Below are 13,495 nucleotides of genomic sequence, written 5' to 3'. Positions count from 1 at the left end.
TAGTATATAATAAAAAAGTATAATAAAACCGTTGACTTAGCATGTAAGTCAACGGTTTTATTAAAATAGATGTTTTATTAAATTACAATTTTACTTTCCCTGATTTTTCGTAGTTAAATAAATAATCAATATCCATTTCTTGAATTTTTCCTAATTTCTGTAATGCTTTAAAACTAATATCTTTTTTATTACCTATTACCATCACATTATAGTTCTCTCCTTTAATGTTTTTATTAAAAAATTGGCGAAGATCTTCAATTTCCATATTCTTAATGGCATTGTACATTGCTTCTCTGTTATCGTTATTTATACCTAATTTTTTTAACCTTTCATAATTCCAAAAGATATTAGATTTGGTAATACGTTGTGCTGCTATTTTTTTGAGTGTAGCTTCTTTCGCAGCTTCAAATTGATCTATTGCTTCTGGCATATCACTCATTAATTTCATCATAGCATTAATGGCTTGAGGCATTTTATTAGCTTGAGTTCCTATATAAGCCATGACATAGTTAGCATTGTCACTTTTGAGAGCTGTTGAGTAATTTGACCATGCAGAATAAGCTAAAGATTTCGATTCTCTTATTTCTTGAAATACAATAGAAGATAATCCACTACCAAAATAAGTGTTGAATAATGTTGAAGCAGCCATGTTTTCTACTTTAAAAGGTTCTCCTTTTGCTAAAAACATCATTTCAGATTGTACCATATCGTAATCAACAAAATATACATTCCCTCCAGTTTCCTTTTCAATATAAGTTACTGCTTCTGGATATTCATTTAAATTTTTAGGCAATTTATGGAAATTATTAATTGCTGCTACTGCCGAATTCACATCTTTTCCATAGTAAAACAAACGATGTTTATAGTTTTTAATTTTTTTAGTTAGATCTACTAATTCTTGAGGGTTAATGTTATTTAACTCTTTTATAGATAATACATTACGTAGCCTTGAGTTTTCACCATATTTCGCAAAACTCAATAATCCATTTTTCAAGATATTTTCTTTACTTGTCTTATTATTTTGTCTTCCTTTCGCTATTGATTCTACATATTTACTATAGGATTCTTGGTCCGGTACTGCATTCTCCCATAAGTGTTCTAATAATTTTAGTCCCTCTGGTAAATTTTCTTTAAGTCCACTTAAACCAACAAGTGTTTGCTCAGCTCCTGCATTAACAGAATAATTTATACCTAATTTATAAAACTCCTTTTTTAAGTCTTCTGCTGAATATTTATCTGTCCCTAAGTATGCTAAATAATTAACTGCAATTCCTAATTTTTTATTATTATCACTTCCCATGTCGAAAATGATATTTAAATTAAATAAATCATTAGTATTATTTTCAATATAAGATACATTTAGTCCATTGTTTGTTTTTGTTTCTTTTATAGCAGAAGCATAATCAACATATACAGGTTTTAATGGTTTTGATTCTATTTTATTGAAATTTGTCATGTACTCTGAAGCCTTACCTCTATTAAGGTTTACAGGTGTAATTCCAGGATTAGATACTTTAACTATATTTTTATCTTCTCCCTTACGTTTATATGTAACGACATAATTGTTCTGATAAAATTTATTAGCAAAATCTACTAATTCTTTTTTTGAAATTGCTTTTAAATCTTCTAAGAATTTTATTTTATCTATCCATTTCTCATGGTGTATAAAAGCATTATAATAAGCTGAAGCTAAAGATGTGCTATTCTCATATTGTTGTAATTGTGTTTTTTTAAGATCATTAACTACAGCTTCAATCATCCAATCATCAAATCGCCCTTTTTTAAGCAATTCTATTTGTTGCAATAATAATTGTTTTACTTCATCTAAGCTTTGTCCTTCTTTTGGGGATCCATAAAAGCTATGTAAACCATAGTCATTTAAAAACATAGCCGAAGACCCTGCATTTTGTACGACTTGTTGTTGATTAAGATTTAAATCGATTAACCCTGCATTTCCATTTGCTAAAACCATATCACAAAGAGTTACCAATTTTTGTTCTTTAGTATTAACACCTTTAGAGCGATAAGCTAATGAAATTCCTTCTGCAGTAGGGCCAAATACTTCTTTTGTAATAACAGATGTTATTGGATCTTCTTTAGGTAATATAGGATGTGTTACTTCTTTTTGTTTTAACTTTCCAAAAGTAGCATTAACTTCTTTTATTGTTGCTTCAAAGTTAAAATCTCCAACCAATACCATAGCCATATTGTTTGGCACATAATATTTATCGAAATAATTATTTATATCTACTAAAGATGGATTTTTTAAATGCTCTGCTTTACCTATTGTTTTTTGTTGTCCATAAGGATGATTAGGAAATAAGCCTTCTAGCATTGCAGCATAACTTTTTCTTCTATCATTATCTTGTCCTCTATTAAACTCTTCAAATACAGCTTCTAATTCTGTGTGAAATAAACGCAATACTAACTTACTAAAACGCTCTTCTTCTAAAGCTAACCATTTACTTAGTTCGTTAGCTGGTATTTTATTTTTGTATACTGTTTCTTCAAACCAAGTATGAGCATTGGTGCCTGTAGCACCTAAAGAACTTGTCATTTTATCATATTCATTAGCTACAGAATATTTAGAAGCTTCAAGAGATACTTCATCTATTTTTCTATAAAGTGCTATTTTTTTATCTGGATCTTGTTCTGCTCTATGTTGTTCATATAAATCAGAAATTTGATCTAAGTACACCTTCTCTTTTGCCCAATTTATAGATCCTATTTTGTCTGTACCTTTAAATACCATATGTTCCAAATAGTGAGCTAAACCTGTAGATTCTTTAGGGTCGTAGTTAGATCCTGCTCTTACAGCTATAAATGTTTGTATTTTTGGTTCGTCTGTATTTTTGCTTAAATAAACTTTTAAGCCATTATTTAATGTATACAAACGTAGCCCTGTTGGGTCGTTAGTCACAGTTTCATATTTAAAACCATTAGCATCTGTTTCACTTTCTGTTTTGTAAGTAACAGGAGCATCAGTTTTAGTGTCACTATTTTTTTTGCAATTGTAAACGAATGCCACAAGCATAAGTGTTACAAATAATTTTAGATGTTTCATTTTTATTTTTTTATAAAAAAAAGTTCGCTAGCTAATTTAAAGCCAACGAACTTATAATGTTTATTTGTTATATATATTTTAACAGTCTTTAACTGGTAAAATGTATTAAGCTAATACTTCTGCTATTTTCTTACCTATCTCAGCAGGTGAATCTACTACATGAATACCACAAGCTTTCATTATTTTCTTTTTTGCTTGTGCAGTATCATCACTACCTCCAACAATAGCTCCTGCATGTCCCATTGTACGACCTGCCGGTGCAGTTTCTCCTGCAATAAAACCAACTACAGGTTTTGTGCTTCCACTAGATTTATACCAGTTAGCAGCGTCTGCTTCTAATTGACCTCCAATTTCACCAATCATAACAACTGCTTCTGTTTCTGGATCATTAATTAATAATTCAACCGCTTCTTTTGTTGTTGTTCCAATAATTGGATCTCCACCAATACCAATAGCAGTAGTGATTCCTAACCCTTGTTTTACAACTTGATCAGCTGCCTCGTAAGTTAGTGTCCCCGATTTAGAAACAATACCTACTTTACCTTGTTTAAAAACAAAACCTGGCATAATACCAACTTTTGCCTCTCCTGGTGTAATCACTCCTGGGCAATTAGGTCCTATTAAACGACAATCTTTATCTTTAATATAACTTGAAGCTGTAATCATGTCTGCAACAGGAATACCTTCTGTTATTGTAATGATAACTTTTATACCTGCATCAGCAGCTTCCATAATAGCATCAGCAGCAAATGCTGGTGGTACAAAAATAATAGTCGTATCTGCATCCACTTCATTGACAGCCTCTAATACTGTGTTAAAAACAGGTTTGTCTAAGTGAGTTTGCCCACCTTTACCAGGTGTAACACCTCCAACTACATTTGTTCCATATTCAATCATTTGACTTGCGTGAAAAGTACCTTCACTACCTGTAAAACCTTGAACTATTATTTTTGAATCTTTGTTTACTAAAACGCTCATAGAAGATTATTTGTCTTTGTTTATATTACTTTACTTAACAAAAGTAATTTTTTGTATTATATTTTTAAAGTAAAAAATTGTTTTATTTTAATAAAAAATCAACACTATAATTTTTCACTTTGTTTTAATTTTTCTAATATTTCAGGAATCTTTCTTATTGAAGCGATTTCTTTATATTTTGTACGAAAATCGTCAGCAGGAATACCAAAATAACTTTTTCCTCCTTCTAACGATTTACTTACTCCTGCTTTTGCAGAAATAACTGCTTTTTCTCCAATAGTAATTCCACTAGTTACACCTACCTGACCCCAAATAGTAACTTCATCTTCAATAATTACACAACCAGCAATACCTACCTGAGATGCTATTAAGCATTTCTTACCAATTACTGTATCATGCCCAATTTGAACTTGGTTATCTATTTTTGTTCCTTCTTTAATCCTAGTATTCGCTGTAACCCCTCTATCTATAGTACATGAAGCACCAATATCTACATGATCTTCAAGAACAACACGCCCACAAGATTTTAATCGATCATAGCCTTCTGCCCTTTTTTTATAATAAAAAGCATTAGCCCCTAATACACTACCAGAGTGAATAGTAACATTATTTCCAATAATGGCATCATCATAAATACTAACATTAGAATGAATGATACAATTATCTCCTATAATAACATTATGACCTATAAATGAATTAGGCTGAATTATAGTATTCACTCCTATTTTGGCTGTCTCTGAAATTTGATTATTAGCAGGTTTAAACGGCTTAAAATGATTAGTAAGTTTGTTAAAATCTCTAAAAGGGTCGTCACTAATAAGAAGCGCTTTTCCTTTAGGGCATTCTACTTTCTTATTAATTAAAATAATAGTAGCTGCTGATTCTAAAGCCTTATCATAATATTTAGGGTGATCGACAAATACGATGTCTCCTGACTCTACAACATGAATTTCATTTATACCTAAAACTGGAAAATTATCATCACCAACAAAATTGCAATCAATTAATTGTGCAATTTCATTTAAAGTATATGGTTTTGGAAATTTCAATAGAAATTATTCTTTAATACGTTCTTTATACGTTCCTTTTTCTGTTTCAACTTTTATTTTATCTCCTTCATTAATAAATAAAGGGACATTTACAGTTGCTCCAGTTTCTACAGTAGCTGGTTTTGTAGCATTAGTTGCTGTATTTCCTTTAACACCAGGTTCTGTAGCGGTAACTTCTAAAATAACACTTGCAGGCATTTCAACAGAAAGTGGCATATTATCTTCAGAGTTAATTATAACCGTAACAACTTCACCTTCTTTCATTAATCCAGGGTTATCAAGTGCTGCTTCTACTAATTGGATTTGAGTATAATCTTCTGTATTCATGAAATGATAGTAATCACCATCATTATACAAAAACTGAAATTTATGTGTTTCTACACGTACATCTTCCAATTTATGCCCCGCAGAAAACGTATTATCAATTACTTTTCCATTTGTTACACTTTTTAATTTGGTTCTTACAAACGCAGGACCTTTACCTGGTTTTACATGTAAAAACTCAATAATTTTATAAATATCGTGATTATATTTAATACATAATCCATTTCTAATATCTGATGTACTTGCCATAGTTTTGTTAATTGTAAAGATTCTTATTTTATAAATAAAATTCTTATTTTTAATTAGATTTAAAATATCCTTTCATAATACCTCGATGCGAATTCTTTATGAATTGAAGAATTTCATCACGCTCATGTGTTGCTTCCATTTCTGCTTCAATAATTTCTGAAGCTTGAGTATTATTATAATTTTTTTGATAGAGTATTCTGAAAATATTTTGAATTTCTCTTATTTTTTCGGTTGTATATCCTCGTCTTCTTAATCCCACTGAATTAATGCCAACATAAGATAAAGGTTCTCTAGCTGCTTTTACATAAGGAGGTACATCTTTTCTAACCAAAGATCCTCCAGTTACAAAGGCATGATTCCCTATAGATACAAATTGATGTACAGCTGTCATACCAGCTAATACGACATAATCTCCTATAGTTATATGTCCCGCAAGTGTACTGTTATTTGAAAAAATACAATTGTTTCCTACTATACAATCATGTGCAACATGACAATAAGCCATTATTAAACAATTATTTCCAATAACAGTTTTCATTCTATCTACTGTTCCTCTATTGATAGTAACACATTCTCTAATGGTTACATTATCTCCAATTTCTACAGTTGTATCTTCATCATTGTATTTTAAATCTTGAGGAACTGCAGAAATGACTGATCCTGGAAAAATATTACAATTCTTTCCAATACGAGCACCTTCCATAATGGTTACATTGCTTCCTATCCAAGAACCTTCTCCTATTATCACATTGTTATGTATAGTAGCAAATGGTTCTATAACTACATTTTTTGCAATTTTTGCACCAGGGTGCACGTATGCCAACGGTTGGTTCATATTTATTTTACTTTTGAGATTTGAGCCATTAATTCTGCTTCTGCACAAAGTTTTCCATTAGCATAAGCATAACCTTGCATGTGGCAAATACCACGACGAATTGGTGTAATTAACGAACATTTGAATATTAAAGTGTCTCCAGGAACAACTTTCTGTTTAAACTTAACATTATCCATTTTCATAAAAAATGTTAAATAATTCTCTGGATCCGGAACAGTATTTAAAACTAAGATACCTCCTGTTTGTGCCATTGCTTCAACAATTAAAACTCCTGGCATAACTGGAGCACCTGGAAAATGACCTTTAAAGAACTCTTCATTCATCGTGACATTCTTGGTAGCAATGACATGGTTTTCACTTAGTTCAAAAACCTTATCTATAAGTAAAAATGGTTGTCTATGAGGTAGCATAGCCATAATTTGATTAACATCCATTAAGGGTGCTTCATTCAAATTTATACTTGGCACATGGTTACGACGTGCATTCTTTATTATTTTAGATAGTTTTTTTGCAAACTGCGTATTTACAAAATGCCCTGGTTTGTTAGCTATAACTTTTCCACGAATTCGTGTTCTTATAAGCGCCAAATCGCCTAAAACATCCAGTAATTTATGTCTAGCAGCTTCATTTGGGTGGTGTAGTGTTAAATTATCTAATATACCATTTGGCTTAACCGCTATAGAGTCTTTATTAAAAGCAACTCTTAATTTTTCCATAGTCTCTGGAGATAATGCTTTATCAACATAAACAATGGCATTATTTAAATCACCTCCTTTTATTAAACCATGCTCTAAAAGCATTTCAATTTCATGCAAAAAACTAAATGTACGTGAATCTGCTATGTCTTTTTTGAAATCTGAAACATGATTTAGCGTTGCATTTTGAGTACCCAAAACTTTAGTACCAAAATCTACCATAGTAGTAATTTGATACTCTTTAGATGGCATTACTAAAATTTCACTCCCAGATTCTTCATCTGTGTATGAAACTATATCTGTAATAACAAACTCTTCTCTATATACATCAAGTTCTACAACTCCTGCTTTTTCAATAGCTTCAACAAAAAACTTAGAAGATCCATCCATAATTGGAGGCTCAGAGGCATTTAGTTCAATAATAACATTATCAACATCTAACCCCACTAATGCAGCAAGCACATGTTCTGAAGTCTGTATTACAACTCCATTTTTCTCTAAACAAGTACCGCGTTGAGTGTTAGTTACATAATTTGCATCTGCTTCAATTAATGGTTCTCCTTCTAAATCTACTCGTTTAAAAGCAAATCCAGAATTAGCCGTAGAGGGTTTGAAAGTTAAGGTTACGTCTTTACCAGTATGTAGCCCAACACCTTTTAAAGAAATTTCTTCTTTAATGGTTTTTTGTTTAATTTGAGTATTAACTATTCCCATTTATTTTTTTCTAAATCGTTGATGTTTTTAACAATTTGGGGTAGGTTTTTAAAATGAACATACGCCTTATTATAATCACTTAGTTTTATTGCAGGGGAGCCTTGTAGCATTTCATTATCTTTTACATTTCTGCCTATACCCGATTGAGCTTGTATTCTAACATTATCACCAATAGTAATATGTCCTGCAATACCAACTTGTCCTCCTATTTGGCAGTTTTCTCCAATTCTTGTAGAACCTGCTACTCCAGATTGGGCAGCGATTACTGTATTCTTACCAATTTCTACGTTATGTGCTATTTGAATTTGATTATCTAACTTCACGCCCGCTCTTATTATAGTAGACCCCATTGTAGCTCTATCTATAGTGGTAGCGGCTCCTATATCAACATAATCCTCAATAATAACATTTCCTATTTGCGGGATTTTACTATAACCACCTTCATCATTAGGAGCAAAACCAAACCCATCTGCACCAATTATAGCACCAGAGTTTATCACACAGTTTTCACCAATAAGTGTATCTGAATAAACTTTAGCTCCAGAAAAGATAATAGTATTATTACCAAGTACTACATTATCACCTATATATGCATTAGGAAATATTTTAACATTATCTCCTAAAGTGACATTGTCTCCAATATAACTAAATGCACCTATATATAGATTTTCGCCATGTATAGTAGACTCTGAAACAAATGAAGGTTGTTCTACTCCTACCTTTATAAACTTAACTGAGTTATAATATTCTAAAATTTTTGAAAAGGCTAAATAAGCGTCTTCAACTTTAATTAATGTTGTTCTTATGTTATTTTCAGGAACAAAGGTTTTATTTACTATAGTAATGGATGCCTCAGTTTTATATATGTGAGGTGTGTATTTAGGATTTGCTAAAAATGTTAAAGACCCTTCGAAACCTTCTTCGATTTTAGAAAGTTTTGAAACTTCAACATCAGGGTTTCCTACTACATCACCATCTAAGATTCCTGCTATTTGTTGTGCTGTAAATTTCACACTTAAAAATTTGTTGTTTTTTGTTTGATTCAGGCAAAAATAGGAAAAATGTACTAAAGTTTTTCATGTACTCATGCTTATTGTTTTTAAGAACAGTTTGTAGTAACTTAAACTACTATTATATTAATGTTGAAAAAAATGGCATTATAATGTTTCCTTTGGGTAACATATATAATATTTAGTAACTGTTTTAGATAAAGCTTTAAGGTTTAATTGATCTGAAGCTTTAACAATATCTTCAACTTTTCCTGACTTATGTAATATATTTATACGTTTGGTTTTTAACTGATAAGCTTGATTTGAAATACTACCCGTAAATACAAAATATTCGGCTTCTGCTTTAGTGATTTTATGTGTATTCATTAAAGTAGTAGTATGCTTTTTTAAACTTGATTCTTTTATTGATTTATTTTTCAATTTTATTTTAAGTAAATTTCTATTAATTATCATTTTACTTAAATTTCTAAGTACAAAGTCATCTTGATATTGCCAATATTTCATAGCAGATACAATATCATAATCATCTAATTGAGCAAAAACATCGAGAGTGTCATCATTAAAATGATCAAGAGATATTTTATTTTTCAAAAAATATAGAAGCGCATCGCTAGCTTGTAATTCATGTCCATTATCGAATAGCTCCTTAGCTCTTTTTAAAACTCTAATTAATAACTGTTCTGCGACTAAACCTGTTTTATGTAAATAGACTTGCCAATACATTAAGCGTCTAGCTATAATAAATTTTTCGACACTATATATTCCTTTTTCTTCCACTACTAAATCATCATCGACTACATTTAGCATAGTAATTAAGCGCTCACTATTTATATTGCCTTCTGCTACACCAGTGTAAAAACTATCACGTTTTAAATAATCGGCTCTATCCATATCCAATTGTCCTGAAATAAGTTGGTACATAAACTTTCTTGGGTAGTCTCCTTTAAAAATCTGAATGGCAAGCGTTAAAGTTCCGTTAAATTCTTTATTTAAACGTTCCATAAAAAGTAATGAAATCTCTTCATGAGAGACATTATTTACTATGCTATGCTCCATAGCATGAGAGAATGGACCGTGACCAATATCATGTAGTAAAATAGCTATATGAAGTCCTGTTTCTTCCTCTTCAGATATTGTAACACCTTTAAAACGAAGTACATTAATAGCTTGTTGCATTAAATGAACACATCCTATTGCATGATGAAATCTTGTGTGATGCGCTCCAGGATATACCAAATAGGACATGCCCATTTGTGTAATTCTTCGTAATCGCTGAAAATATTTATGTTGAATTAAATCAAAAATGAGAGAACTAGGAATAGTAATAAATCCGTAAATTGGGTCGTTTAATATTTTAAGTTTGTTCAAACTTTAAAAGTTAAGGTTTTAGTAAACACAAATATAATTATATGTCGTTTACAAGAGCGCAATATTAAATAAATTAACAATAACGGTTGTAAAAATACTTTAAATGAATATAATACAAATACTTTGGGTAGATGATGAAATTGACTTATTAAAACCTCACATTTTATTTCTTAAAAAAAAGAATTATAAAGTAACTACATGTAAAAGTGGTACTGAAGCTATTGATATTTTAGATGAAAAAAACTTTGATATTGTATTCTTAGATGAAAACATGCCTGGACTTACAGGCCTTGAAACTTTAAATGAAATTAAAGAGAAACAAGATAATCTTCCTGTTGTAATGATTACAAAAAGTGAAGAAGAATATATTATGGAAGAAGCTATTGGTAATAAAATAGCGGACTATTTAATAAAACCTGTAAACCCAAATCAAATCTTATTAAGTTTAAAAAAGAATTTAGATAATTCTAGATTGGTTTCAGAAAAAACGACTTCAAACTATCAGCAAGAATTTAGAAAAATTGCGATGGATTTATCTATGGTAAATAGTTATGAAGAATGGTTTAGTCTATATCAAAAGCTGGTATATTGGGAAATTCAGCTAGAAGATATTGAGGATGCTGGTATGTTCGAGATCTTAGAATCACAAAAAAATGAGGCTAATACACAGTTTGGAAAGTTTATCGAGAAAAATTATGCAGATTGGTTTAAGCCACATACAGAATCTCCTATAATGTCTCATACTTTATTTAAAGAGAAAATAGTACCTGAGATTAATAAAGAACAACCAACAGTTTTGATAGTTATTGATAATTTGCGTTACGACCAATGGAAGGTTTTTGAACCTATAATTAATAATTATTATAAAAAAGAAAAAGAAGAAGTGTTTTGTAGCATCTTACCTACTGCAACGCAATATGCTCGTAATGCTATTTTTTCTGGATTAATGCCTAGTGATATGGAGAAATTGTATCCAGAATACTGGAAGAATGATACAGATGAAGGTGGTAAAAATTTACATGAAGCTGATTTTTTAAAAGCCCAAATGAAACGATTAGGTCTAGATAATCTAAATCATGACTACCATAAGATAACTAATCTAAAAACAGGTAAAAAATTAGCAGATAATTTCAAATCTTTAAAAAACAACGATTTAACCGTGATTGTTTATAATTTCGTTGATATGCTTTCTCATTCGAAAACAGAAATGGAAGTTGTTAAAGAATTAGCTTCAAATGATAAAGCCTACAGATCTTTAACTTTAAGTTGGTTTAAGAATTCACCACTTTTAGAAATGATTCAACATGCACAACAATTAGATTTTAAATTAATTTTGACTACAGATCATGGAACTATTAATGTAAAAAACCCTTCGAAGGTTATTGGAGATAGAGATACAAGTTTAAACTTACGTTACAAAACAGGAAGAAGCTTAACTTACGAAAACAAAGATGTTCTTGTGGCTAAAGACCCAAAAGAAGTGCATTTACCATCTATAAATATGAGTAGCTCTTATATTTTTGCGAAAAATGATTTATTTTTTGCATATCCTAATAATTACAATCATTATGTAAGTTATTTCCGTAATACTTACCAGCATGGAGGGGTATCGCTTGAAGAAATGGTTATACCTTTTGTTGTATTTAATCCTAAATAACTCCTTTAAACACAAAAAACATCGACAAAGTGTATTTTTTGTCATTTTTTTTAACTAGTTTTACTATTATTAAATATAAATTCATTATAGCTTGGAGATAAGTTACGAACTAAATGAGGTTAAGCAAGTTGCGAAGCAACTCATAAAAAATGCAAAAACAAAAACCTTATTATTTTATGGTGATATGGGGGTTGGTAAAACCACACTTATAAAAACAATAGTAAATGTTTTGGGCAGTTCTGACGAAGTTAGTAGTCCTACTTTTTCAATTGTAAATGAATACAAACTGGATGATCAAAAAATATATCATTTCGATTTGTATAGAATAAGTGATGTTGAAGAAGCTTATAATTTTGGAATTGAAGATTACTTGGACTCAAATAACTGGAAATTAATAGAATGGCCGGAAAAAATAGAATCTATCTTATATAATGATTATGACAAAATAACCATAGAACTAAATAATAAAGACAATAGAATTTTAAAAATGAATCATAGTTAAATCAATCAAAAATAGCTAATTTAAAGTGCTAGCATACAGTAAAAAGTACTAATTTTTGAAGTTTTACGGGAAACCCACAACATGATTTTTAAAAAACAATGTTTTTAACATTTTTTTAACATTTTACCTGATTCTTCAATACAGTCTTTCTCTAAATTTGGGATATTAATTAATTTAAATCCCTATAAAAATGAGAACAAAAAAGCACTTAATTACGTTAGCTATTGTTTGTGGTATGTTTTTTACAACATATGCAGCCAACGCAGTAAATCAAGATGATCAACAAACAGAAGAAGCACCTCCAAAAAAGAAAATTAAAAACCCAAATAAATAGAAACCTATTAATAGGTAGTGTTATTGCTACTTTAATAGCGATAACCCCTTATTTGTTTTATTTACATGAAAGTGTTCCAGATACCAAAACTTGGAACACTTTCTTCTTTATATACAATAGCGGTTTTTTTGAAAGTGCTAATGTTGCTATGTGGGTTTTAACAGGGAAAATGATACCTCTTTATCTTTTCTTTTTGTGGTTTTTTACATGTAAACATTGGTGGTATCATGCTTTGTTAGTCCCTATAGCAATGTATATATACCAAACATATGTTATTTTAAATAAAGATATAGAGTCTATAGATTCAAATCAATTGGTTTATTTAATTCCAATAATGGCTATAACAATACCTTCAATTTATTTAATACGAGCACAGATTTTTAATAAAATTAATTCTGAAAACAAATCTTTTGAAGAATTAGAGGAAGAATTCAAGCTGACTCCAAAAAACTTTTGGGGTAAAATAAAAGAATATTTTTAACTATAGTTAAATCATTATAATTTGTAATATTTATTATAATTTCCGAACGACAAGTATTTAAAAGTAAAGCAAAAAGATAACCTTATCTTTCAAGAATTAAGTTATCTATCCTATCCCTTATTAGAACTCTTTTTAGGTAGAAAAGCGTATTGAGCCAAAGATTAAACGCAACAAGCTCTTTACAAAGATAGATATGGAATCTTTGTACAATAATGTTAAAGAGGAAGTGGTTTAG

Annotated in this window: 12 protein-coding genes; 4 read left to right on the top strand and 8 right to left on the bottom strand. The window is 30.0% G+C overall.

The annotated features are described in order from the left end of the window. Window positions 1-82 precede the first annotated feature (82 nt). The 8 genes from A8C32_RS08490 to A8C32_RS08455 all read right to left on the bottom strand — a co-directional run bounded on the left by A8C32_RS08490 (window position 83) and on the right by A8C32_RS08455 (window position 10,286). On the bottom strand, window positions 83-3,064 hold the full coding sequence (locus A8C32_RS08490) for a M16 family metallopeptidase (RefSeq protein ID WP_069829997.1): 2,982 nt from the start codon (window positions 3,062-3,064) through the stop codon (window positions 83-85). Window positions 3,065-3,169: 105 nt separating this feature from the next. Then, complete coding sequence (gene sucD / locus A8C32_RS08485) at window positions 3,170-4,042, bottom strand: succinate--CoA ligase subunit alpha (RefSeq protein ID WP_069829996.1); 873 nt, start codon at window positions 4,040-4,042, stop codon at window positions 3,170-3,172. Window positions 4,043-4,146: 104 nt separating this feature from the next. Then, on the bottom strand, window positions 4,147-5,091 hold the full coding sequence (locus tag A8C32_RS08480; protein WP_069829995.1) for a UDP-3-O-(3-hydroxymyristoyl)glucosamine N-acyltransferase: 945 nt from the start codon (window positions 5,089-5,091) through the stop codon (window positions 4,147-4,149). A gap of 6 nt (window positions 5,092-5,097) precedes the next feature. Further along, window positions 5,098-5,664, bottom strand: coding sequence for an elongation factor P (efp, locus tag A8C32_RS08475; RefSeq protein WP_069829994.1), 567 nt, complete (start codon window positions 5,662-5,664; stop codon window positions 5,098-5,100). A 49-nt stretch (window positions 5,665-5,713) separates the two neighbouring features. Then, a complete protein-coding gene (gene lpxA, locus A8C32_RS08470) occupies window positions 5,714-6,499 on the bottom strand; it encodes an acyl-ACP--UDP-N-acetylglucosamine O-acyltransferase (RefSeq protein WP_069829993.1) in 786 nt (261 codons plus the stop codon). 2 nt (window positions 6,500-6,501) lie between these two features. Continuing rightward, window positions 6,502-7,908, bottom strand: a complete 1,407-nt coding sequence (locus tag A8C32_RS08465) for a bifunctional UDP-3-O-[3-hydroxymyristoyl] N-acetylglucosamine deacetylase/3-hydroxyacyl-ACP dehydratase (RefSeq protein WP_069829992.1) — start codon at window positions 7,906-7,908, stop codon at window positions 6,502-6,504. Continuing rightward, a complete protein-coding gene (gene lpxD / locus A8C32_RS08460) occupies window positions 7,899-8,921 on the bottom strand; it encodes a UDP-3-O-(3-hydroxymyristoyl)glucosamine N-acyltransferase (RefSeq protein WP_069829991.1) in 1,023 nt (340 codons plus the stop codon). Before lpxD ends, A8C32_RS08465 begins: the two co-directional genes overlap by 10 nt. Window positions 8,922-9,065: 144 nt before the next feature. Continuing rightward, window positions 9,066-10,286, bottom strand: a complete 1,221-nt coding sequence (locus A8C32_RS08455; RefSeq protein WP_069829990.1) for an HD domain-containing protein — start codon at window positions 10,284-10,286, stop codon at window positions 9,066-9,068. Between the two features lie 103 nt (window positions 10,287-10,389). On the opposite strand from A8C32_RS08455, the gene porX reads away from it, so the two are divergent. From porX to A8C32_RS08440, 4 genes are all read left to right on the top strand, one after another. Beyond that, entirely contained in the window at window positions 10,390-11,943 is a 1,554-nt protein-coding gene (gene porX, locus A8C32_RS08450; protein WP_069829989.1) for a T9SS response regulator signal transducer PorX, read from the top strand. 91 nt (window positions 11,944-12,034) lie between these two features. Next, window positions 12,035-12,445 (top strand): tRNA (adenosine(37)-N6)-threonylcarbamoyltransferase complex ATPase subunit type 1 TsaE, encoded by a 411-nt coding sequence (tsaE, locus tag A8C32_RS08445; RefSeq protein WP_069829988.1) that lies wholly within the window; start codon window positions 12,035-12,037, stop codon window positions 12,443-12,445. 190 nt (window positions 12,446-12,635) lie between these two features. After that, the gene (locus A8C32_RS20570) at window positions 12,636-12,779 is read left to right on the top strand and encodes a hypothetical protein (RefSeq protein ID WP_165605812.1); all 144 of its coding nucleotides are present in this window, start codon (window positions 12,636-12,638) and stop codon (window positions 12,777-12,779) included. Between the two features lie 52 nt (window positions 12,780-12,831). Next, on the top strand, window positions 12,832-13,260 hold the full coding sequence (locus A8C32_RS08440) for a hypothetical protein (protein ID WP_240491714.1): 429 nt from the start codon (window positions 12,832-12,834) through the stop codon (window positions 13,258-13,260). The last annotated feature ends 235 nt before the right edge of the window (window positions 13,261-13,495 follow it).

This window comes from Flavivirga aquatica (assembly GCF_001747085.1).
GTDB classification, from domain to species: domain Bacteria; phylum Bacteroidota; class Bacteroidia; order Flavobacteriales; family Flavobacteriaceae; genus Algibacter_C; species Algibacter_C aquatica.
Note: the sequence above shows the minus strand (reverse complement) of the source record. Positions and strands in the feature narration are given on the sequence as shown.

Bases quoted from the DNA above. Each gene is read 5' to 3' on its own strand.
- A8C32_RS08490 (WP_069829997.1), bottom strand. From the start codon at position 3,064: ATGAAACATCTAAAATTATTTGTAACACTTATGCTTGTGGCATTCGTT.
- sucD (WP_069829996.1), bottom strand. From the start codon at position 4,042: ATGAGCGTTTTAGTAAACAAAGATTCAAAAATAATAGTTCAAGGTTTT.
- efp (WP_069829994.1), bottom strand. From the start codon at position 5,664: ATGGCAAGTACATCAGATATTAGAAATGGATTATGTATTAAATATAAT.
- lpxA (WP_069829993.1), bottom strand. From the start codon at position 6,499: ATGAACCAACCGTTGGCATACGTGCACCCTGGTGCAAAAATTGCAAAA.
- A8C32_RS08465 (WP_069829992.1), bottom strand. From the start codon at position 7,908: ATGGGAATAGTTAATACTCAAATTAAACAAAAAACCATTAAAGAAGAA.
- porX (WP_069829989.1), top strand. From the start codon at position 10,390: ATGAATATAATACAAATACTTTGGGTAGATGATGAAATTGACTTATTA.
- A8C32_RS20570 (WP_165605812.1), top strand. From the start codon at position 12,636: ATGAGAACAAAAAAGCACTTAATTACGTTAGCTATTGTTTGTGGTATG.